Annotated in this window: 23 protein-coding genes; 15 read left to right on the top strand and 8 right to left on the bottom strand. The window is 73.8% G+C overall.

Annotated elements, in window-relative coordinates; all coding sequences use genetic code 11:
* Nucleotides 1-73: 73 nt before the first annotated feature.
* On the top strand, nucleotides 74-964 hold the full coding sequence (locus ACFV1W_RS29990) for an NAD-dependent protein deacetylase (RefSeq protein ID WP_380420392.1): 891 nt from the start codon (nucleotides 74-76) through the stop codon (nucleotides 962-964).
* On the opposite strand, the gene ACFV1W_RS29985 is transcribed toward ACFV1W_RS29990, so the two are convergent.
* The 6 genes from ACFV1W_RS29985 to ACFV1W_RS29960 form a co-directional block, all read right to left on the bottom strand.
* Complete coding sequence (locus ACFV1W_RS29985; RefSeq protein WP_380420391.1) at nucleotides 927-1,763, bottom strand: hypothetical protein; 837 nt, start codon at nucleotides 1,761-1,763, stop codon at nucleotides 927-929. The two genes, ACFV1W_RS29990 and ACFV1W_RS29985, sit on opposite strands and share 38 nt — an antisense overlap.
* 91 nt (nucleotides 1,764-1,854) lie before the next feature.
* Nucleotides 1,855-2,997 carry a mechanosensitive ion channel family protein gene (locus ACFV1W_RS29980; RefSeq protein ID WP_380420390.1) on the bottom strand — a complete coding sequence of 381 codons (1,143 nt, stop codon included), beginning with the start codon at nucleotides 2,995-2,997 and terminating at the stop codon, nucleotides 1,855-1,857.
* A 69-nt stretch (nucleotides 2,998-3,066) separates the two neighbouring features.
* Nucleotides 3,067-3,288, bottom strand: coding sequence for a hypothetical protein (locus ACFV1W_RS29975; protein ID WP_380420389.1), 222 nt, complete (start codon nucleotides 3,286-3,288; stop codon nucleotides 3,067-3,069).
* Between the two features lie 93 nt (nucleotides 3,289-3,381).
* Nucleotides 3,382-3,777: an SsgA family sporulation/cell division regulator gene (locus tag ACFV1W_RS29970; RefSeq protein ID WP_380420388.1), complete on the bottom strand. Its 396-nt coding sequence runs from the start codon at nucleotides 3,775-3,777 to the stop codon at nucleotides 3,382-3,384.
* A 145-nt stretch (nucleotides 3,778-3,922) separates the two neighbouring features.
* On the bottom strand, nucleotides 3,923-4,291 hold the full coding sequence (locus ACFV1W_RS29965; RefSeq protein ID WP_380420387.1) for a PRC-barrel domain-containing protein: 369 nt from the start codon (nucleotides 4,289-4,291) through the stop codon (nucleotides 3,923-3,925).
* 90 nt (nucleotides 4,292-4,381) lie between these two features.
* On the bottom strand, nucleotides 4,382-4,816 hold the full coding sequence (locus ACFV1W_RS29960) for an SRPBCC family protein (protein ID WP_380420386.1): 435 nt from the start codon (nucleotides 4,814-4,816) through the stop codon (nucleotides 4,382-4,384).
* 223 nt (nucleotides 4,817-5,039) lie between these two features.
* Here ACFV1W_RS29960 and ACFV1W_RS29955 point away from each other — a divergent pair, with 223 nt between their 5' ends.
* From ACFV1W_RS29955 to ACFV1W_RS29895, 13 genes are all read left to right on the top strand, one after another.
* Nucleotides 5,040-5,975, top strand: a complete 936-nt coding sequence (locus tag ACFV1W_RS29955; protein WP_380420385.1) for a SigB/SigF/SigG family RNA polymerase sigma factor — start codon at nucleotides 5,040-5,042, stop codon at nucleotides 5,973-5,975.
* Between the two features lie 140 nt (nucleotides 5,976-6,115).
* A complete protein-coding gene (locus tag ACFV1W_RS29950) occupies nucleotides 6,116-6,577 on the top strand; it encodes an STAS domain-containing protein (RefSeq protein ID WP_380420384.1) in 462 nt (153 codons plus the stop codon).
* A gap of 111 nt (nucleotides 6,578-6,688) precedes the next feature.
* Nucleotides 6,689-7,234, top strand: coding sequence for an ATP-binding protein (locus ACFV1W_RS29945; protein WP_380420383.1), 546 nt, complete (start codon nucleotides 6,689-6,691; stop codon nucleotides 7,232-7,234).
* A 231-nt stretch (nucleotides 7,235-7,465) separates the two neighbouring features.
* Nucleotides 7,466-8,188 (top strand): hypothetical protein, encoded by a 723-nt coding sequence (locus tag ACFV1W_RS29940; protein WP_380420382.1) that lies wholly within the window; start codon nucleotides 7,466-7,468, stop codon nucleotides 8,186-8,188.
* Between the two features lie 161 nt (nucleotides 8,189-8,349).
* On the top strand, nucleotides 8,350-9,990 hold the full coding sequence (locus ACFV1W_RS29935) for a multicopper oxidase family protein (protein ID WP_380420381.1): 1,641 nt from the start codon (nucleotides 8,350-8,352) through the stop codon (nucleotides 9,988-9,990).
* A gap of 277 nt (nucleotides 9,991-10,267) precedes the next feature.
* The gene (locus ACFV1W_RS29930) at nucleotides 10,268-11,140 is read left to right on the top strand and encodes an SIS domain-containing protein (RefSeq protein WP_380420380.1); all 873 of its coding nucleotides are present in this window, start codon (nucleotides 10,268-10,270) and stop codon (nucleotides 11,138-11,140) included.
* Nucleotides 11,141-11,171: 31 nt separating this feature from the next.
* Nucleotides 11,172-12,116, top strand: a complete 945-nt coding sequence (locus ACFV1W_RS29925; RefSeq protein WP_380420379.1) for a 1-phosphofructokinase family hexose kinase — start codon at nucleotides 11,172-11,174, stop codon at nucleotides 12,114-12,116.
* Nucleotides 12,113-12,958 carry a ketose-bisphosphate aldolase gene (locus ACFV1W_RS29920; protein ID WP_380420378.1) on the top strand — a complete coding sequence of 282 codons (846 nt, stop codon included), beginning with the start codon at nucleotides 12,113-12,115 and terminating at the stop codon, nucleotides 12,956-12,958. Before ACFV1W_RS29925 ends, ACFV1W_RS29920 begins: the two co-directional genes overlap by 4 nt.
* 261 nt (nucleotides 12,959-13,219) lie before the next feature.
* Nucleotides 13,220-13,978, top strand: a complete 759-nt coding sequence (locus ACFV1W_RS29915) for a DeoR/GlpR family DNA-binding transcription regulator (protein ID WP_380420377.1) — start codon at nucleotides 13,220-13,222, stop codon at nucleotides 13,976-13,978.
* Between the two features lie 150 nt (nucleotides 13,979-14,128).
* Nucleotides 14,129-14,518 (top strand): peptidoglycan-binding protein, encoded by a 390-nt coding sequence (locus ACFV1W_RS29910; RefSeq protein WP_380420376.1) that lies wholly within the window; start codon nucleotides 14,129-14,131, stop codon nucleotides 14,516-14,518.
* 120 nt (nucleotides 14,519-14,638) lie between these two features.
* A complete protein-coding gene (locus tag ACFV1W_RS29905; protein WP_380420375.1) occupies nucleotides 14,639-15,733 on the top strand; it encodes an N-acetylmuramoyl-L-alanine amidase in 1,095 nt (364 codons plus the stop codon).
* A gap of 251 nt (nucleotides 15,734-15,984) precedes the next feature.
* Nucleotides 15,985-16,710 carry a peptidoglycan-binding protein gene (locus ACFV1W_RS29900; protein ID WP_380420374.1) on the top strand — a complete coding sequence of 242 codons (726 nt, stop codon included), beginning with the start codon at nucleotides 15,985-15,987 and terminating at the stop codon, nucleotides 16,708-16,710.
* A gap of 81 nt (nucleotides 16,711-16,791) precedes the next feature.
* Nucleotides 16,792-17,556, top strand: a complete 765-nt coding sequence (locus ACFV1W_RS29895; RefSeq protein WP_380420373.1) for a D-Ala-D-Ala carboxypeptidase family metallohydrolase — start codon at nucleotides 16,792-16,794, stop codon at nucleotides 17,554-17,556.
* A 91-nt stretch (nucleotides 17,557-17,647) separates the two neighbouring features.
* Here ACFV1W_RS29895 and ACFV1W_RS29890 read toward each other — a convergent pair whose 3' ends face one another.
* Complete coding sequence (locus tag ACFV1W_RS29890) at nucleotides 17,648-18,118, bottom strand: helix-turn-helix domain-containing protein (RefSeq protein WP_380420372.1); 471 nt, start codon at nucleotides 18,116-18,118, stop codon at nucleotides 17,648-17,650.
* Between the two features lie 367 nt (nucleotides 18,119-18,485).
* Between ACFV1W_RS29890 and ACFV1W_RS29885 the strand changes: the two genes are divergently transcribed.
* Entirely contained in the window at nucleotides 18,486-19,613 is a 1,128-nt protein-coding gene (locus ACFV1W_RS29885; RefSeq protein WP_380420371.1) for a DUF2690 domain-containing protein, read from the top strand.
* Between the two features lie 39 nt (nucleotides 19,614-19,652).
* On the opposite strand, the gene ACFV1W_RS29880 is transcribed toward ACFV1W_RS29885, so the two are convergent.
* The gene (locus ACFV1W_RS29880; protein WP_380420370.1) at nucleotides 19,653-20,618 is read right to left on the bottom strand and encodes a phosphatidylinositol-specific phospholipase C; all 966 of its coding nucleotides are present in this window, start codon (nucleotides 20,616-20,618) and stop codon (nucleotides 19,653-19,655) included.
* Between the last annotated feature and the right edge of the window lie 18 nt (nucleotides 20,619-20,636).

Raw genomic sequence — 20,636 nt, 5'->3', positions numbered from 1 at the left:
AGCCTGTTCATCTTTCGTCCGCCGAGTTCCGTGCCTCGGCCCCGGCCGGGGCGACGGCTCTAGGCTGGACGGCATGGGTGTGTCCGTGGCTGGTCCCGGCGGTACGGCGGCCGACGCGGCCGGCCTGGAGGTGCTGGTGCGCCTGCTGGCCGGGCGGGGTGTGGTGGTGCTCAGCGGAGCGGGGCTGTCGACGGAGTCGGGGATCCCGGACTACCGCGGGGAGACGGGCAGCCGGCGGCGCGGTGCGCCGATGACGTACCAGGAGTTCACCGGGAGCGAGGCGGCGCGGCGGCGGTACTGGGCGCGCAGCCACGTGGGGTGGCGGACGATCGCGGGGGCCGAGCCGAACGCCGGGCACCGGGCGGTGGAGCAGCTGCGGCGGTCCGGGCACGTGTCGGCGGTGATCACCCAGAACGTGGACGGCCTGCACCGGGCGGCCGGGACGCGCGGGGCGGTGGAGCTGCACGGCGGGCTGCACCGGGTGGTGTGCCTGGGGTGTCGGCGGACCGGTCCGCGCGAGGAGCTGGACCGGCGGCTGGAGGAGTTGAACCGCGGCTTCCGGGACGGCCGGGCGCGGGTCAATCCGGACGGTGACGCCGAGCTGCCGCAGGAGCTGGTGGACGGGTTCAGGGTCGCCCCCTGCGCGGTGTGCGGGGGAGTGCTCAAGCCGGACGTGGTGTTCTTCGGCGAGAGCGTGCCCAGGCCCAGGGTCCAGCGCTGCTTCGAACTCGTGGACGCGGCCCAGGCGTTGGTCGTCCTCGGCTCCTCGCTCACGGTCATGTCGGGGCTGCGCTTCGTCCGTCACGCGGCCCGCGCGGGCACGCCGGTGGTGATCGTCAACCAGGGCGCGACCCGCGGGGACGAGCTGGCCGAGGCCCGGGTCGCCCTGCCGTTGGGCGCGGTGCTGACCGAGGCGGCCCGGCAGGTCAGGGCCGGGTGGCGAGGGTGTGCAGGGAGGCCTTGAGAGCGGCGACGAAGCGCTCCCGGGTGGCCTCGTCGACCAGGTCGAGGGACAGGTAGGGGTTGAGGTCCTCCAGCTCGACCAGGAGCAGCTCGCCCTCGGGGGTGCGGCAGGCGTCCACCCGCTGGATGCCGTGCTCGACGGTGTTCCAGACGATGAAGCGCCGGGCGAAGTCCAGGTCGGCGGCGGTGGGCTCGTAGGGTTCGAGGCGCCAGCGCTGCTCCGGGTCGGGGGCGTGCAGGGCGTACTGGAAGGCGTCGTCGACGAAGTAGAACGAGACCTCGTAGGCGAACCGGATCAGCGGCTGGACCAGGACGTCCTCGTCGTACGGCACGGTGTCGAGCCGCTCGCGGGGGACGATCCGCAGGCCGATCGAGTCGGCGCCGAGCTTCGGCTTGACGACGTACTCGGGGACGACGGGCAGGCGGGAGAGGTCCTCGGGCCGGTCGACGGTCGGGATGACGGGGTATCCGGCGGCGGTGAGGTCGAGCAGGTACTGCTTGCCGGCCATGTCGGCGCGCCCGGTCAGCTGGGTGTACACCCGGGCGCCGCGTTCCAGCGCCCGGGTGCGGAAGTCCTCGTACGCGGCGCGGTAGTTGAGCACCGGGCCGCTGTTGCGGACGAGGACCACGTCGAAGGAGTCCAGCAGGGCGGCGGCGTCCAGCGGGTGGCACAGGGCCACGTAGAAGTCCTCGCGCAGCCGGGCGGAGAGCTCGATGTCCTCGTCGCAGTACCGGCGGCCCCGGGCCCGGTAGGCCAGGTCGGTGACGAGCAGGACGCGGGGCCGGGCTGCGGCAGACATGGTTCTCCTGAAGATCATCCGATCGGCTCAGCCTACCTCGCCCGCCCTGCCCCGCCGCGCGCCCTACCTCTACCGCCCTGCCTCTACCGCTCTACCTGGTGTCCTGCTCCCGGCGGCCCCGCGACGGCGGCCGGGGGCCGTGGGGGTCGTGGGGACCGTGCGGGGAGCGGGAGGCCCGCGGCGCCTCCGGGCAGTCCGGGCGCCGCACCGGGGCCTCCGCCACCGGGATCCGCGGCAGGGCGTACGGGTGCTCGTCGCGCAGGTAGCCGATCAGGTGCTCGCGCAGCCGGCAGCGCAGCTCGAAGGCGTCGCTGCCGTTGGCGGCCGTGGCCAGCACCCGGACCACGATGGTGGTCGGGGTGGTGTCGACCACCTGGAGGGCGCTGCCCTGGCCGTCCCACAGCTCGCTCTTCGCCAGGTAGTCGTCGAACTCCTCCCGCAGCAGCCCGACCGGGGCGTGGTGGTCGAGATGGAGCAGCGCGGTGCCGGTGATCCGGCTGGAGCGGCGGGACCAGTTCTCGAACGGGCGGCCGACGAAGTACGACATCGGCATCACCAGCCGCCGCTGGTCCCAGGTCTCGATCACCACGGCGGTCAGGGTGATCTCCTCGACCGTCCCCCACTCGCCGGCCACCACCACGACGTCACCGATCCGGGCCAGGTCGCCGAAGGCCATCTGCACCCCGGCGAACACGTTGGCGAGCGTGCTCTGCGCCGCGACCCCCGCCACCACGCCGGCCAGCCCGGCGGAGGCCAGCAGGCTGGTGCCGACGCCGCGCACCGCCGGGAAGGTCATCAGGACGGCACCCAGGGTGACGACCGCGACGACCGCCTGGCAGATCCGGCCGAGCAGACTGGCCTGGGTCCGGGCGCGGCCCGCCCAGGCGGGCTCGCGGCGGTACACGGCGAGCCGGGCGGCGCCGTCCACCAGGACCGCGACCAGGCGGGCGCACAGCCACCCGCCCGAGGTGATCGCGAGGATCACGGCCAGGTGCCGCAGCCCCTCGCGGACCTCGGGCGGGGCGTCGATCCACGGCTGAGCGGCGGAGAGCAGGAGGCATCCGGTCAGCGCCAGGACCGGGCGACGGCACCTGCGCAGCACCTCCGGGACGCCGCCCGCGCCCCAGGGGGCCGCCAGCCGCCGCGCCAGCACCTGGAAGGCCCGGTCAAGGCCGTAGGTGAACAGGGCGGTGGCGAGACCGGCGAGGGCGAGGCGGAGCAGGCTCCACCACATGCGCTGCGCTCCTTTCGGGTTCGCGGGCCGCCGGGGAGGCGGTTCATCCGGACTCGTCGGCCGGGCCCCTCAGTCGGGCGGTTCCACCGGGTGGGGCCGGCCCGGGTGCGGGGTGGCCGGTTCGGGGACCGGGCCGGGCGCGGGCCGGGGCTCCGGCGGAGGGACGGGCGAGCCGGGCGGCGGCGGGGGATCGGGCAGCAGGGGCGGGCCGGGCGACGGCGTGGGCCTCGGCGGCGCCTCGGGCTCCGGCGCGGGGGGCGGCAGGCCGGGCTGGGCGGGGGCGGTCGTCATGGTGGGGCTCCTCTCGGTGCGGTGGAGTGCGGTGCAGCCGCGTTCTGCGGAGCGCGTTCCGCGCCGCGGAGTGCGTGTCGGCGCCGGCTGGGATCAGGCGGCCAGCAGGTCCTCCAGGCCCCGGTCCCAGTCGATCCGGGTGTGCTCCTGCCCGGGCGGGACGAGCCTGACGGTGGCGGCCAGGAACCGTGCGACCGCCCCGGCGGGGACGGCGAGCAGGGCGACGCCCTCCCGCCCGGCGAGCGCGATCAGCAGGCTGGTGTCGTCGTACGGCGTGACGTGGACGTCCCCCTCGCCGGAGGGCTCGTGCAGGCCGGCGAGGAGCAGCTCGCGCGAGAGCGACCACACCGCCTCGGCCTGGTAGGACGTGAAGTCCAGCTCCACCGCGTGGGGTTCGGTGGCCCGGTAGGACCAGTCGACGGCCAGGTCCCGGCTGCGTTCGTCGCCGGTCATGAGTCGCATGGTGATCCGGGTGGTGAGACGTTCCATGGAAGGGTTCCCCTTTTCCCGGGATTCGTCGGGCAGGGACGGCCGAGGGCTGTCCCCGCCCGTTCGTCTGTGGTGCCTGTCGGTCTGCCGTGCTGTGGTGCTGTGGTGCGGTCCGGTTCCCCCGGCGGGTCCTCCGGCTGCCCGCTCAGAGGATCCGGCCACCGTACAACCGGTCGTAGTAGGGCCCGAAGCGTTCGCGGGTGTCGTTCTCCTGGTCGGGCTCGGCGTCGTCGAGGTCGGGGCTGTGCTTGATCTCGTCCTTGGAGCGGTCGACGTAGACCTTCCGCTCGCCGAGTTCGATGCGGGTCACCGTGCCGGCCGGGAGCAGGACCCGCCGGCCGAAGATCCACGGCCCGGTGTCGACGACCAGGTACTGCTCGCCGACCTCCTCCGACAGCTTGTCGACCTTGCCGATCGCGCCGTCGGTGGCCTCGACGTGGAAGCCGATGAGGTCGGTGCCGGCCGTGTGCCCGGCCGCCGTGCGGAACTCCCAGATGTTGTGGCGCTCGGTCATGACTGCCTCCGTTCGTCCGGGTGAGTACGGGCTCGGCTGCCCCCGATGCCGCGGTCCATGCCCACGGAGCCGCGACCGGTGGGCGGCGGTTCAGCCCGCGGGCGGTCCGCTGGTCCGCTCGACGTGGTGCTTGAAGTCGTTCAGGTCGTCGATGACCCGGCGGTCGACGAAGCCGAGCGCCTCGGCGAGGTGCGCCCAGAGCCCGTGCGGCTCGACCTCCAGCTGGAGCATCACCCGGGTGGTACGGTCGTCGACGTGGTGGAAGGTCACCACGCCGCTGTGCCGCACCGGGCCGGTTCCGCCGTCCCAGGCCACCCGCTCGCCCTCCACCACCTCGGTGGTCACGGCCTCGAACTCCCGTCGGCCGCCCGCGGTTTCGATCACCCAGCTGCTGCTGCCGCGGCCGGACACGTCGACGCTGACCACGCCGCGCATGAACTGCGGGAAGTCCTCGCAGTGCACCCAGTGCCGGTAGACCTCGCCGAGCGGCGCGGCTATCTCGACCGATTCCTCGATCCGTCCCATCGTCCCGTTCTCTCCTTCTCCACCTCGGTCTCCGGTCCTGCACGGGGCCGGGTGCCCCGATCCCCGCCGGGCATGCACGACCCGCGACCGGTACCGTACGGAGTGCGCCCGCCGCTCCACGGCCCGGCCGTTCGTTCACGCGATCCTCACAGTGCGAACCGGCATGCGATCGGGTTCGGCGGGTACCCGGGGACGGACCGTACGCCGACGGGAAAGGACCGACATGGCCACGACCAGTGACGAACTCCTCCACCGCGCGACAGCCCCGGCCCCGGACGAGGCCACGACGGTCGACGCGCCCGGTGCCGGCCGCGCCGCCGGCCCCGGGCTCCCCGTGCCCGGAAAGCACCCGGAGTTCCCGGAGCTCGCCGACGTCGAGGATCCGAGGGAGGTCGCACCCGGCGACGCCCGCGAGCTGACCAGGGTGCTGCTGGCCCGGCTGTCGACGCTGGAGGAGGGCACCGCCGAGTACTCGTACGTGCGGGCCACGCTCATCGAGCTCAACCTGTCCCTGGTTCGGTACGCGATCCGCCGGGTCGGCAACCGCCAGGAACCCGAGGAGGACCTGCTACAGGTCGGCTCGCTCGGCCTGATCAAGGCGATCGACCGCTTCGACCTCGATCACGGCGCGGAGTTCGTCACCTTCGCCCTGCCGACCATCCTGGGCGAGATCCGGCGCCACTTCCGCGACGCCACCTGGGCCGTGCACGTGCCGCGCCGCCTGCAGGAACTGCGCATCACCCTGGCCAAGGCCCGCGACGTGCTGTTCCAGCGGCTGGGCCGCTCGCCGACGGTGGCCGAGCTCGCCGAACACCTCGACCTGTCGGAGGGGGAGGTGGTCCAAGGCCTTGCCGCCGCCAACGGCCACACCGCCGGCTCCCTGGACGCCCCCGGGAACGAGGGCGAGGAGGACCTCGGCCCGCTCGCCCAGCGCCTCGGCGGGGAGGACACGAGGTTCGACACGATCGAGAGCCTGATCGTCCTCAAGCCGCTCGTCGCCGCCCTGCCGGAACGCGACCGGATGATCCTGTCCATGCGCTTCGGCGAGGAGCTCACCCAGTCCCAGATCGGCGCCCGTCTCGGGCTGTCCCAGATGCACGTCTCCCGGCTCCTCAACCGCACGCTGACCAGCCTGCGGGCGGGCCTGACCGCCACCTGAGTCGCCCCACGGTCACCGGGAGCAGCCACCACGTCACGCACGCCACCCGCGGCCCGGGCGCGGCCTGGCCCTTCGCCGGGTGGCGTGCGTAGGCTCGTGGGGCGCCCATGGAGGGGAACACGACGACGATGCCAGCCGAGATGACGATGCCCGCAGAGAACGAGTCCGAGACCGCGCCGCCGACCACCGCACCCTCCGTCCACTCCCGGACGGGCGCCCCGTCCGGATCCTCCCCGGCAGGGCCCGATCCGGCCGCTCCCGACCTGGCCGTGCGCACCTGGCACACCGACACCCGGGCCGCCGTCTGCGAGCTGGCCGGCGACCTCGACATCGAGACCCTGGAACCGGCCCGCAGCACCCTCGACGACCTGGTGGAGCAGCATCCGCCGCTGCTCGTCGTCGACCTCGCGGGCGTCGACTTCTGCGACTCCTCCGGCCTGAACCTGCTGCTGCGGACCAGGATGTCGGCCGCCTCGGCGGACGTGGCGTTCCGGCTGGCGGCGCCCTCCGCCACCGTCCGGAGACTGCTGGAACTGACCCGCGCCGACACCGTGTTCTCGCTCCACCCGAGCGTGGACGCCGCGCTCGCCGCGTTCCGGTGAGGGCTCCGACCGCGCGAGGGCGCGCATGATTCGGCAGTGGCCGGGAAACCGAGCAGACGAAGCGGAACGACGAGGCGGAGAACAGCGCCGGAACCGAAGGGGAACCCGCACATGACGACCAGCCGGGCAACCCTCGACGGCGACCGGCCGGGCACCGGCCCCACGCTCCCGCCCGGCGGCCAGCGCCGGCGCCTGCACCTGGCCGGGCTGCCGAAGCCCGTCGCCCGCGCCCGCGCCTACACCGCGCAGGCGGTCGCCGACTGGTCGTGGCCGACCGGCGCCTCCGGCGGGGAGGACGACATCGTGCTGCTGGTCGCCGAACTGGTCGCCAACGCGATGCTGCACGCAGGAGGCCCCGTCGACCTCGTGCTCGACGCCTCCGAGACGCGCCTGCGGATCGAGGTCAGCGACCGCTCGACCGACCTGCCCGAGCCGCGCCGCCCCCACCGGCCGGGTCTGCCCGGCGGACACGGGCTCCTCATCGTCCAGAACGCCGCCACCCGCTGGGGGGCGCTGCCGCACGTCGACGGCAAGACGGTCTGGGCCGAGATCGACGCCCGGCCCCCGCAACGTGGCCAACAAGAAGGCCGCCTGGTACGAGTTCAGCCTGCCGCTGGACATCCCCGACATGAAGGACAAGCCCGCCCCGGCCGCTGACCGCGGCCCCGGCCCACCGGGCGGCTCGGGGGAGCGGCCCACCGGCTCGCGGGCGCTCCGATGCGCCCCCGCTTCACCCGGGCGCGCGCTCAACGCGGGGCCCGGAGGGGCTCCCGCGCCCGGTGTGCCGCGGCCGGTGCAGGCGGTGAATCGGACTGCCGACACGTCAGCCAACCGGTACCATCTGCGAGTTCGATCTCGACGGCACAAGCGGGACATGGGGGCGCGGCCGTGGCAGGAACCATCACGTTGTGGGTGTTCGGACTGCTCTGCTTCGTCGTGGCCTTCGCGAAGGAGGCCGCGAGCGGGGCGGGGATCAGCCTGCCCGGTCCCAGGAGCGGGGGAGCCCGGGTCGGGGTGGTCGCGGTCGGGATCCTCGCGCTCATCCTGGGGGCGGCGATCCGGCCGAACGGCGGCACGCCCGCGGGACCGGCCCCGGCGGCGGGTTCCGCGGTGTCGACGCAGGGCGCGGCGGCGCCCGGGGCGGCCACGGCCGCGACAACGGCCTCGGCCGGCGCCGGAGCCGGTGGAACCGCCGTCACCGCTGCGCCCGCTCCGCCCGTGTCGTCGCCGACCGGGCTCGCCGTGGTCTGGACCGGCCAGGTCGGGATCCCGTTCGAGGGCGGCATCGACTTCGACCTGACCCCGCCGGGACGCCACCCCGGGTTCCCGCAGGGCATCTACGCGACCGGCTTCAGCGACACCGAGGCCGTCCTACGGGACGAGATCCAGATGGACCACGACACCTTCGGCCTCTGGACGGGCCAGGCGCCGCCCTCGGCTGCCGCCTGCGCGGACTGGGCCGCCGGCCACGCGGGCGACTCGGTGCACGTGAAGGTCGGGTCGCTCGTCTGCCTGAAGAGCCCGGGCGGCCGTACCGCGCTGATCAGGGTCGACTCCATCGCCCCGGCGGACTACCAGGTGGAGGCCACCGTGACGCTCTGGGCGGGCTGAGCCCCGGCGAGGCGGTGCGGTATCGGGAGCGGTGCGGTATCGGGAGCGGTGCGGTATCGGGAGTGGTACGGGGTCGGGAGTGGTGCGGAAGGCCCAATGTCCGGCGGCCGTGCGGTGTGCTTTCCGGGCGGCAGCGGTGAGTTGATCTAGATTGCCCGACCATGAGCAAAAATGTCGGAATCAGTCGTCGGTCGATGCTCAAGGCGATCCCCACCGCGGTCCTCGTGGCGGCGTCCGACGGGATCCTCTCCCGGGGGTCCGCCGCCGCGGCGCCCGCACCCTTCCCGCAGCCGGCCGTCCGGACCGGCCGGCCGGTGCCCGGAACGCCGGGGGCGGTGCTGGAGGAGACGCTCGACGTGCGGTTCACGGACACCGTCGTCCCCGGCTACGGGACGGCCACCACCCGCACCTACAACGGGACGATCCCCGGGCCGACCCTGCGGGTGCGCGCCGGGGACACCCTGCGGCTGACCCAGGTCAACGGCCTGCCGCCGAACGGGCCCCACAGCGGCGGCCACAACCGCCCGCACAACCTCAACAGCTTCAACCTGCACACCCACGGCCTGCACGTCTCCCCGTCCGGGGACGCCGACAACGTGCAGCGCGAGTTCGCGCCGCGCACCGCCGACGAGGTCGAGGCCGGCGCCCCGGAGCCGCGGTACGTCACGACCGTCGAGCTCCCCGCCGACCACCCGGCCGGCACCCACTGGTACCACCCGCACCTGCACGGGGCCACCTCCGTGCAGATCGTCGGCGGGATGGCCGGGGTCCTCATCGTCGAGGGCGACGTCGACGAGGTGCCCGAGATCGCGGCGGCCGCCGACCTCGTCGTCTGCGTCAACGAGCTCAGACTCAAGGACGGCAAGGTCCCGGAGTTCACCTCCGGGAACGCGCTGGCCGCCGTCCCGGCGACGCTGACCGTCAACGGCCGGGTCAACCCCACCCTCACGCTGCGCCCGGGCGAGGTGCAGCGCTGGCGGCTGGTCTGTGCGACGGCGTTCACCGCGCTGCCGCTGCGGCTCACCGACGGCGAGCGGGGCCTCACCTTCCACCAGATCGCCCAGGACGGCGTGACCTTCCCGGCCACGGTCGCCACCGACCGGTTGCGCCTGGCCATGGGCAACCGGGCCGACGTGCTGGTCCGCGGCGGCGCCCCCGGCAGCTACGAACTGCGGGCCGACGGGGTGTCCGCCCCGCTGATGACGGTCGAGGTGACCGGCCCGGCCGTCGAACCGCCGATGGACCTGCCGACCGCCCTGCCGGCCGGAAAGCCCTTCCTCGACGAGGACGACATCGCCGACCCGGACGCCGACCGCGAGGTGGTCTTCCACGTCGACCGAGGAGTCTTCGGCGGGTCGTACCCCAACGCCTTCCGCGTCCTGGGGAGCCACCCGACCCCCGCGGCCGACCCCGACGGCGACCTCACCCGGGACCAGGCGTACGGCCTGTTCGACCCCGGCTACGTCAACCACACCCTGGAGCTGGACACCGTCGAGCGGTGGACCGTGCGCACCGACGAGACCCAACCGGCCTTCAGCCACCCCTTCCACCTGCACACCAACCACGTCCTGGTCACCCACCGCAACGGCGAGCGGCTCGACCCGCCGGTCTGGCAGGACACCGTGGACCTGGCCGGCGGCAGGCCAGGCGACACCGTCACCTTCCTGGTCCGCTACGAGGACTTCACCGGCCGCACCGTCGCCCACTGCCACCAGCTCCAGCACGAGGACCTCGGGATGATGCAGACCGTCGACTACGTCGAACCGAGGAGGCCGGGCCGGCGCACGTCGCGGCCGTCCTGAGACGGTCCCGGGGTGGGCGCCGGGCCAGTCGAGCCGGAAGCTGCCGTTCTCGGCGCGGAACCCGCGGGTGCCGTGCGGCTGGCCGCGCCGGTGGAGGCCGTCGGCCAGGCCGTGGCGGTCGGGCGTTGACCGGGCTTCGATCGGGCGTTGAGCGGATCCTCGCTGTATGGCTGCTCGAAGCTGATCAGGAATGCGCATACTTGCGTGATACATACGGATTGGACTATAAATCGATCAGCTTCGCGCATGTCCGTGCAGTCTCGCGCAGGAGGACCTCATGGCCCACGTCGACGAAGAGATCGCCAGCCAACCCGACTGCTGGCAACGCGCACTGGAACTGACCCCGCGGCACCTGCCCGAACCCGGCGAACGGGCCGCCGTCATAGGCTGCGGCACCTCGCTCTACATCGCCCAGGCCTACGCGGCGCTGCGCGAATCCCTCGGACTGGGCGAGACCGACGCCTTCGCGGCCTCCGAGTTCCCGGCCGACCGCCGGTACGACCGGGTGGTCGCCCTCACCCGCTCCGGCACCACCACCGAGGTGCTCGAAGCCCTCGCGCGGACCGGCACGACCGAGACGGTGGCCGTCACCGCCGACCCGCGCACCCCGGTCGGCGCCGCCGCGCGCCACCTGGTGGCGCTGGAGTTCGCCGACGAGAAGTCCGTCGTCCAGACCAGGTTCGCCACCACCGCGCTCGCCCTGCTGCGCGCCCACCTGGGTGCCGCACCGGCGGACCTGCCCGCCCAGGCCCGCGCCGCGCTCGCCGCACCGCTGCCCCGAGGAGCCCTGGAAGCACGGCAGTTCACCTTCCTCGGGGCGGGCTGGAGCTGCGGGGTGGCGAACGAGGCCGCGCTCAAGGTCCGGGAGGCCTCGGGGGCCTGGACCGAGTCCTACCCGGCCATGGAGTACCGCCACGGGCCGATCAGCGTCAGCGGCCCGGAGAGCCTGGTGTGGTTCCTCGACACCCCGCCCACCGGGCTGCCCCAACAGGCCCGGGCGACCGGGGCCGCCGTGAGCACCGCCCAGCTCGACCCGCTGGCCGAACTGGTCCGCGTCCAGCGGCTCGCCGTCGGCCTGGCCGTCCGGCGCGGGCTCGACCCCGACCGCCCGCGCCACCTCACCCGCTCGATCGTGTTGGACCAGCCGTGACCCGCCGCCGGCCCGCCGACCGGGACGGCTCGTGATCCTCACCGTGACGCTCAATCCCGCGCTGGACGTCACCTACCGGCTGGCCGTCGTCCGCCGGCACGCCGGGAACCGGGTGCGGAACGTCCGGCAGCAGGCGGGCGGCAAGGGCGTCAACGTCGCCCGGGTGCTCGGCGCGCTCGGCGAGGCCGCGGTCGTCACCGGTCTGGCGGGCGGCCCGAGCGGCCAGGCCCTGCGGGCGGACCTCGCCGCGGCCGGGCTGCGCGACGAACTGGTGGAGGTGGCGGGGGAGACCCGCCGCACCGTCGCGGTGGCGGACGACCAGGACGCCACCGTCTTCCTGGAGCCCGGACCGCAGGTCACGACGGCGGAGTGGCGGAGCTTCCTGACGCACTACCAGCGGCTGCTGCGGGGCGCCTCGGCCGTCGTGCTCTCCGGCAGCCTGCCGCCCGGTCTGCCGACCGACGCCTACCGGGCGCTGATCGACCTCGCCCGCTCCCACGGGGTGCCCGCCGTGCTGGACGCCGAGGGGCAGGCGCTGCTGTCGGCGCTGCCCGCTCGCCCGGCCGTGGTGAAGCCCAACGCCACCGAACTCGCCGCGGCCACCGGCACCGAGGACCCGGTCCGGGGCGTCGAGCGGCTGCGCGCCGCCGGGGCCGCCGCCGTCGTGGCCTCGTTCGGCCCGGACGGCCTGCTCGCCGCCACGCCCGAGGGCGCCTGGCGGGCCAGCCCGCCCGAGCCGCTGCCCGGCAACCCGACCGGCGCGGGCGGCTCGGCGGTCGCCGCCCTCGCCCTCGGCCTGGCCGCCGCGGCGCCCTGGCCCGAGCGGCTGCGGCAGGCCGTGGCGCTGTCCGCCGCCACCGTGCTCGCCCCGCAGGCCGGGCACTACGACGCCGACGCCTACCAGCGGCTGCTCGACCTGGTCCTGGTCGAGCGGCCGGACCACCCTCGGCCGGCCCAGCCCGAAGGAGAACCGTGACCCTCGTCGGAACCGGAGAGATCGTCGCGCCCGCGCTGAGCAGCGGCCGCGGGGTCGGGGCGTTCAACGTCATCCAGCTGGAACACGCCGAGGCCGTCATCGCGGGGGCCGAGGCCGCCGGGAGGCCGGTGGTGCTGCAGATCAGCCAGAACGCGGTCCGCTACCACGGCGGCCTGACGCCGATCGGCGGCGCGACGCTGGCCGTGGCCCGGGCCGCCGCCGTGCCGGTGGCCGTCCACCTGGACCACGCGAGCGAACGCCCGCTGGTGGCGCAGGCGCTCCGGCTGGGGTTCGGCTCGGTGATGTTCGACGCCTCGGCGCTGCCGTACGAGGAGAACCTGCGCGCCACGGCGGAGGTGGCCGCGCTGTGCCACGAGGCGGGCGTGTGGGTGGAGGCCGAACTCGGCGAGGTCGGCGGCAAGGACGGGGTGCACGCCCCCGGCGCCCGGACGGATCCGGCGCAGGCCGCCGAGTTCGTCGGACGCACCGGTGTCGACGCACTGGCCGTCGCCGTCGGCAGCTCGCACGCCATGCTGACCCGCACGGCTGCCCTGGACCTCGGGCTGATCGCCGCCCTGCGAGCGGCGGTGGCGGTGCCGCTGGTGCTGCACGGCTCCTCCGGCGTCCCGGAGCCCACCCTGGCCGCGGCCGTCGCCCACGGCATGACGAAGATCAACATCGCCACCCACCTCAACAAGGCCTTCACCGCGGCGGTCCGCGACCGCCTGGCCGTCGACCCCGCCCTGGTCGACCCCCGCACCTACCTGGCGGCCGGCCGCGACGCGGTCACCCGCGAAGTGACCCACCTCCTCGACCTGCTGGCCGCCCCCCGCCCCGCGTGACGACGCCGGCGGGCAGCACCGGTCGGGCGCCGGACAGGGATGCGGTCGGCCACGGTCAGGGCCTCCTCCGTCTCGTTCCGACTCGTTCCCTTTCGGCGATGAGCAGTGCGATGCACGATCGTGCTTGCATCTGTTCAAGAAGCCAGGACTTCAAGCATCCGTACGCAGGAACTCCGGGCCCTCGGGCCGCCGGGCCGGGCAACGGTCGAGGAAAGGCGCACGGTCACCGACCGTCGACGCGGGCTGAACTACACTCCGTCCATGCTCAAAGCTGATCGCGCCGCCAGGATCGTCTCGCACATCGCCGAGGCGGGGAGCGCGGACGTGCGCACGCTCTCCGAACTGCTCGGCGTGTCGGACGCGACCGTGCGCCGGGACCTGCAGGAACTGCAGGACCAGGGGCTGCTCCAGCGCACCCGCGGCGGTGCGGTGACGGGGGCGGTCAACCTGGAGATCCCGCTGCGGCACCGGGGCGACCAGCAGCAGGAGGAGAAGCGCCGGATCGCCCGGGCCGCCGCGGAACTGGTGCCGGAGGGCGCCGTGGTGGGCCTGACCGGCGGCACCACCACCACCGAACTCGCCAGGGTGCTGGGCGAGCGCGGGAACGTCACCGTGGTCACCAATGCGGTCAACATCGCCGCCGAGCTGATCGTGCGCCCCGAGGTCCGGCTGGTGGTGATCGGCGGGCTCGCCCGCTCGGCCAGCTACGAACTCGTCGGCCCGGCCGCCGAACGGATGCTCGACCAGTACCACCTCGACCTGGCGTTCATCGGCGTGGACGGCCTGACCGTGCAGCAGGGCTGCACGACTCACGACGAGATGGAGGCGCAGACCGACCGGGCCTTCCTGCGCAGCAGCGCCCACACCGTGGTGCTCGCCGACCGGACCAAGGTCGGCCGGGTCACTTTCGCCACCATCTGCCCGCTCGGCGACGTCCACGACCTGGTGACGGACTCCGGACTCCCGGATGCCCAGGAGCACGCGATCACCGAGTGCGGAGTCCGGGTGCGGAGGGCCTGAGAAGGGGCCCCGGGGCCCCGGGGCCCGTCCCGGGACGGCGGAGGGACGCGGGAGGGACGGCGAAGCGTGGTGGACCGGACCGCCGCGCTCCTAGCGTGGCAGCCGTTCGGTCCGCCGCACCGCGGACCCCGCCGAAATCCGAGGAGAACCGTGGCCCTTCAGTCCCTGGTCAAGCGCGCCGCCGTGGTGGCGGCCTCCGCCGCCGTCGCCCTGGGCGCCCTGTCCGGTACGGCCAGCGCCAACCCCAAGGCCGGGTACGTCGGCCCCGGCCAGGCCAACAACTGGACCGCCGTGTGGTGCGTCCAGCACGACATCAACGCCTTCAGCCAGGCCCGCGGCGGCTGGTACCCGCACCTCACGGAGGACGGGTACTGGGGCCCGAACACGGACAACGCGATCCACTGGTTCCAGAACCAGCTGATCAGCTACACCAAGAGCGCGGACGGCATCGTGGGCCCGCTCACCGGGGACATGCTGCTCGCCTACGGGGACACCGGCCAGGACGGCAGGTGCGGGGCCGCCCTGCCCACCACCTCCTGACCGGGCGCCGTCCGCACCTCCCGCACGCACCCCGTGCACCCCTGCCCCCGCGCCGTCAGCAGGCCCGGGGGCAGGGGCCTTTCCGCCTCCCCTGACCCGTGAAGGACCAGGTTGTCCCGCATGAACCACGTCGACCCCGTGAACCCCGCCCACCCCGTCGGCCCCGGCCGCCGCTCCTTCCTGGCCGGCGCCCTGGCCGTCGGCACCGGCGCACTGCTCGGCTCCGCCCTGACCGCCGGGGCGGCCCGGGCCGCCACCGGACCGGTGATCGCCGACACCGGCGCCTGGGGCGCCCGGTCCGCGAGCAGCCCGCTCAACTTCCTGGCGGGCGCGCCGGACAAGGTGATCGTGCACCACACCGCGACGCCGAACGTGACGGACTACTCGCAGGCCGCCGCGTTCTCGCTGGCCCGCTCGATGCAGAGCTACCAGATGGACTCCGAGCACTGGATCGACACCGGCCAGCACTTCACCGTCAGCCGCGGCGCGTACATCATGGAGGGCCGCCACAGCAGCCTGTCCACCCTGCGCAGCGGCACCCAGCACGTCGAGTCCGCCCACTGCACCGGGCAGAACACGGTGGCGATCGGCATCGAGAACGAGGGCACGTACAGCACCGTCGACCCGCGCAGCCAGCAGTACGCGGCGCTGATCGACCTGATCACCTACATCTGCCAGCAGTACGGGCTGCGCGCCTACCAGGTCTACGGGCACCGGGACTTCAACAACACCGAGTGCCCCGGCGACCGCCTCTACGCGCTGATCCCGCAGATCCGCCGCGACGTCGCGGCGCGGATCGGCGGGGACCCGACCGGCCCGGTCTGGCCGGTGCTCGGCAGCGGCGCCTCGGGCGAGAACGTGAGGACCCTGCAGTACCTGCTGGTGCAGCGCGGCCAGTCGCTGACCGTGGACGGGGCGTACGGCCCCGCCACCCAGGCCGCCGTGACGGCCTTCCAGAACACCACCCACGCCTCGGCCGACGGCGTCGCGGGCAACCAGACCTGGTCCCAGGCCGTGGCCCCGCTGGCGCGCGGCGCCTCGGGCAGCGCGGTGCAGGGCGTGCAGAGCCAGCTGGTCGCGCACGGCATCCAGGTGAGCGTGGACGGCGCGTTCGGCCCCGGCACCCAGGCCGGGGTGACGTCCTTCCAGTCCTCGGCGGGGCTGCCCGCCGACGGCGTGGTGGACGCCCGCACCTGGAGCCGGCTGCTCGCCTGACCGCCCTCCGGCGCACCGGTGGCCGGCCCGTCCGTGGTGGAACGGGCCGGCCACCGGCCGTTCCCGTCGGTGTCGGCCGGTGCCGTTCGGCGCCTCGAACACCCGTCCCGACACCGTCCCACGGCCGTCCCACGGCGTCCCAGGAGTGCACCGGGACGTCCCCGGTGCCGCCGATCCGTGGCGGGACGGCCGAGCGGCCCCCGAGAGTGGGCGGCACCGCCTGATCACCCGACAGGCACCTGAGGAAGGGGATGACCGTGAAGACAACCCCGGCACTGCGCGGGCTGGCCGTGGCCGTGCTCGCCTTCGTCGCGCTGGCCCTGCTGCCGGCGCAGGCCCAGGCGCTGGACAGCACCACCTGGGTCCAGCGCAACCTGGTGGGCATCGGCTACCTGGCGAGCAGCGGCGTCGACGGCAACTACGGCCCGCAGACCACCGCCGCGGTCCGCAGCTTCCAGCACGACAACGGCCTCGACGAGGACGGCGTCTACGGCGCCCGCACCGAGCTGGCCCTGCACAACAAGGTCGCCGAGGTCCAGCGCGCGGCCGGCGCGGGCGCGGACGGCGCCTACGGCTCCGGCACGACCGGCTCCGTGACCGACTGGCAGCGCGCGCACAACCTGAGCGCCGACGGCATCGCCGGCCCGGCCACCATGAACGCGATGGGTGTCGCCCGCACCGTGCAGATCACCGCCCAGTGGAAGTTCCCCAGCCACGGCTGGAGCGTGAGCGGCCAGTTCGGCTGCCTGGACCAGATCTACCTCCACGAGAGCGGCTGGAAGGTCTACGCCACCAACCCCTCCTCCGGCGCCTACGGCATCCCGCAGTCGCTGCCGGGCGACAAGATGGCCGGCGCCGGTTCCGACTGGCAGACCAACCCGGCCACCCAGATCCAGTGGGGCCTGGACTACATCAAGGGCCGCTACGGTGACCCGTGCTCGGCCTGGAACTTCTGGCAGGCCCACAACTGGTACTGACGGGCCCTCCGACCCCGCTCTGTTCACCCCGTTCGTCCCTGATCGACGTCTCCCCGTGCCGACTCCTCGAAGGAGCACGCAGTGAACAGCTCTTCCCTCGACCGCCGCTCACTCCTGCGCTACGGCACCGGCGCCGTGGCAGCGGCCGGGCTCGCCGCGGCCGCCAACATCGGGTTCGCCCGCCCGGCGGCAGCGTACGGCTGGTCCGGCACTCTCAGCCAGGGCTCCTCCGGTTCGGCCGTGGCCGAGCTCCAGATCCGCGTCGCGGGCTGGGCGGCGGACTCCGCCTCCCAGACCTACGTGGCCGTGGACGGCTCCTTCGGGCCCGGAACCGCCGCCGCGGTGCGCCGGTTCCAGGCCGCGTACGGGCTGAGCGCGGACGGCGTGGCCGGCCCGCAGACCTTCGGCGTGCTCAACTCGCTGGAGAAGTCGGACGGGTCCACCGCCCACTTCAACTGGTCGGAGTTCACCAGCCACGACGGCTCGGGCTTCGGTGGCGGCAACGTCGGCTCCGGTGAGGTGCAGGAGAACGTCCGGCGCACCATGTACAAGCTGGAGGCGCTGCGGAAGAAGGCGGGCGACCGCGCGATCACCATCAACTCCGGTTTCCGCAGCACCGCGTACAACTCCTCGGTGGGCGGCGCGGGGAACTCCATGCACACCTACGGGGTGGCCGCCGACATCGCCGTCTCGGGTCTGTCGACGCTCTCCGTCTACCGGATCGCCGAGACCTGCGGCTTCTCCGGGCTGGAGACCTACACCGTCTCCTGGCAGCACGTGGACAGCCGGATCGAGCACTCCAACTACGGTTCGGGCTTCTGGTGGTGGCAGGACGGCGTCGCGTAACGGCGAAGGCCTCCCGACGTGCCGCGGCACCGCGCCCTCCCACTGGGCGCGGTGCCGCGTTGCGTAGGTGCCCTTCGCGTGCCCGATCCGGTCAGGCCTCGCGCCGGAACGGACGCCGGCCGGCGGCGGCCAGCACTCCGCCCGCCCCGAGCGCCAGGGAGACCAGGGCCACCCGCCGCAGCAGGGAGGCCTCCCGGCGGTGCGGGCACGCGGAGACCGCTTCCCCGGCCGGGCTCCCGTCGGCCGCGCCGGCCACGGCGGCCGTCGGGACGGGCGCCGTGGCGCCCCCCGGGGCGAACGTGATCCGGCGGCTGTCCGCGAGGCGCCAGAGCTCCAGCAGGCGCTCGGCATCGCCCCCGCAGACGGACGCGATGCTCTGCACCGCGTCACGCGGGGGGAACTGCTTCCCGTTGACCCAGCGCTCCCACGAGGACTTCGCGTAGTGGGTGCGTTCGCTGAGCCGGGCGTAGGTGAGGCCCGACCCGGACTTCAGCGACTGCAGCTCGCCGGCGAGCTGGTCGGCGGGCGAGGGTGGTGTGGTCTCGGACGTGTGGCGGCCCATGAGGTATTTCCCCGAACTTCCTCTGAGATGACCGTTGTGGTGCGGAGTACTCGGTGGTGCACCGGGAGCCCTCGTCCGCTCTGACTCGCGGAGGTCTTTACCCGGACCAGAACCGGTGTTGACCTCGGGGCTACCCGGCGTGGCCAACTCTGCGCGATCGCGCGCCGATCTTCGACCGTCTCCGAATGTTCTGAGACGAGCAGCCCCGTTTCAGGGCCCCTGAGCTGGGGCTTGAGACGCCGGAGTGGAGACGGTTGAGACGGGGGACGGATTCCGCAGGGGCCGAGGGCGGAGCGCGATTAAACTGATCACCCTAATAATGATCTGTTCATGCCTGCCGCCGACCCGCCAGAGGTGCACCCCCACGATGAGTCCGTCCTGGAAACCGCTCCCTGACGACCTTTCGGAGCCGGCCCGGCGCCTGGCCGAGGAGCTGCGCGCGGTCAAGGACGCGCACCGGATCTCGCTCGCCGAACTCGGGAAGCGGACCTACCTCAGCAAGGCCTCCTGGGAACGCTGGCTGAACGGCAAGCGTCTGATCACCTCTCAGGCGTTGAACGGGATGATCGCCACCCTGGACTGCGACGGCGAGCTGCTGACCTCCCTGCTGCGGCAGGCCGAGGCGGCGCGGGACGCGCCCGAGGGATCGGTGACCGGGGCGCCCGCGACCGTGCCGGGGCCCGGTCCCGCCGTCCCCGTACCGGCTGTGTCCGTTCCGGCGCCGGGCGCCGGTCCCGTGCGGCCGGCCGAAGCGGCGGCCCGGCAGCTCTCCGGCGGATCCGCCCCGGAGGCCGGACGGCTGACGGACCTGCCCGCCGCACTCGCCCGTGCCGCCGGGTGGCGCCGCCTGTCGGCCCTGCTCGCCGCCGCCGTGGCCGTCGCGCTCGTCCTGGTCGCGAGCCTGTACCTGCACGGCCTGAGCGGTGACACCGACGCCGCCGCGGCCGGGATCCCGACGGCGGGTGAGGCGACCGGGCCCGCCCCGCTCTGCCAGGGCATCGGCTGCGCCGGAAAGGACCCCCAGCTCATGGGGTGCGAGGCCGACGACCGCACCCTGCTGACCGGCAACGTCGGCCAGGTCGTCCTGTACCTCCACTACAGCCCCCGCTGCCGCGCCGCCTGGGCCGGGATCACCGACGGCGCCCCCGGGGACACCGTCACCATCACCACCAACACCGGCTGGCAGGAGACGGCCCTGATCCACTGGGGTTACGACAACTACTCGGTCATGGTCGACGCCGGACCGGCCGACACCACCCTGCGGGTGTGCGGCCACCAGCCGGGCGGGGACGGCTGCATCCCGCTGGTCACCGACCCCGCCGCCCGGGCCGCCACCCTGGCCGCCTCCTCCCCGAAGGCCTCGACCCCGACGGCCGGGATCCCGACGGCCTCGGTCCCAGCGACGGGGGCTCCGACGTCGGCGACCCCGACGGCCTCGGTCCCGGCGACCGAGGCCCCGGCACCGGCGGCGCCGACGCCGAGTGCGGCTTCCTGAGGCCGGACCGGCGGCCGCGCCGCCGTCCGGCCGCCGGGCTCAGGCGACGTTCTTGTCGATGAGCATCTGCAGCACGTTCACGTGGAGGTCCGGGAAGTCCATCGGGACGATGCCGTACCGGGCGCGCTGCCCGGTGCGGGCGACCAGGTACGGGTAGATGCTCCAGTCCATCAGGGTCTGCGAACTGGTCTTGGGCCAGTAGCCGCCCGCGTAGCTGAGGAAGTTCACGAACATCCGCGGGTACCCCGGGTTGAGGGCGGCCTTGTCGAACTGCTCGGTGATGTACCGGCCCTTCTGGCCCAGTGCGTCGGTGCCGCCGATCTGCCAGACGTCCTGGGTGTCGAACCAGTCGTTCCGGCCGCTGGACCAGTCGATCAGACCCCACGGGTTGGCGAAGTCCGCGAGCAGGACCACCTTTCCGCGGGCAGTGCCGAGCGTCGGCCAGCCGTGGAGGTGGAACAGGCCGCGGTAGCCAAGGTCGTCCAGGTAGTGGTCCACCCGCCGCTGGAACTCCGTGTCGCCCAGGGCCTGGCCGCCGTCGCGCTCGTTCCTGAGGCGCATCAGGACGGTCTCGCCCGGGTGCGCGGCCAGGAAGGAGCGGCACTGGTCGAGCACGTCCTGGAGCCGGATGTGCTGGTAGTTGTCGGCGTGGTAGATCCCGAGTTCGTCGGGCGCCCCCTCCAGGCCGTTGCAGCGGATGTCGAGGAAGCGGACGCCCTCCTGCAACTGCTGCGGGACGCCCCAGTTCTGGGTGTGCGACCACTCGGTGCCGTACCAGGGGTTCTGGCAGCAGGAGTCGTGGGTGCCGGGGACGGTGAGGTCGAGCAGGGACAGGGCCCCGTCCAGCCGGCTCATCCAGCTGTCCGTCGGCAGCCCGCCCGGGGTGGTCGAGGAGGCCGCGGCCCGGGCGGTGGCGGAGGAGGCCGGCCCGAACAGAGTCCCGACGGCGGCCGCTCCGCCCGCTCCGGCTCCCCATCTCAGAAGGTCACGACGTGCGATGCCCATGGTCCGGCTCCCTCCGAC

It is taken from the genome of Kitasatospora sp. NPDC059648 (assembly GCF_042734825.1).
Classification (GTDB): Bacteria; Actinomycetota; Actinomycetes; order Streptomycetales; family Streptomycetaceae; genus Kitasatospora.
Note: the sequence above shows the minus strand (reverse complement) of the source record. Positions and strands in the feature narration are given on the sequence as shown.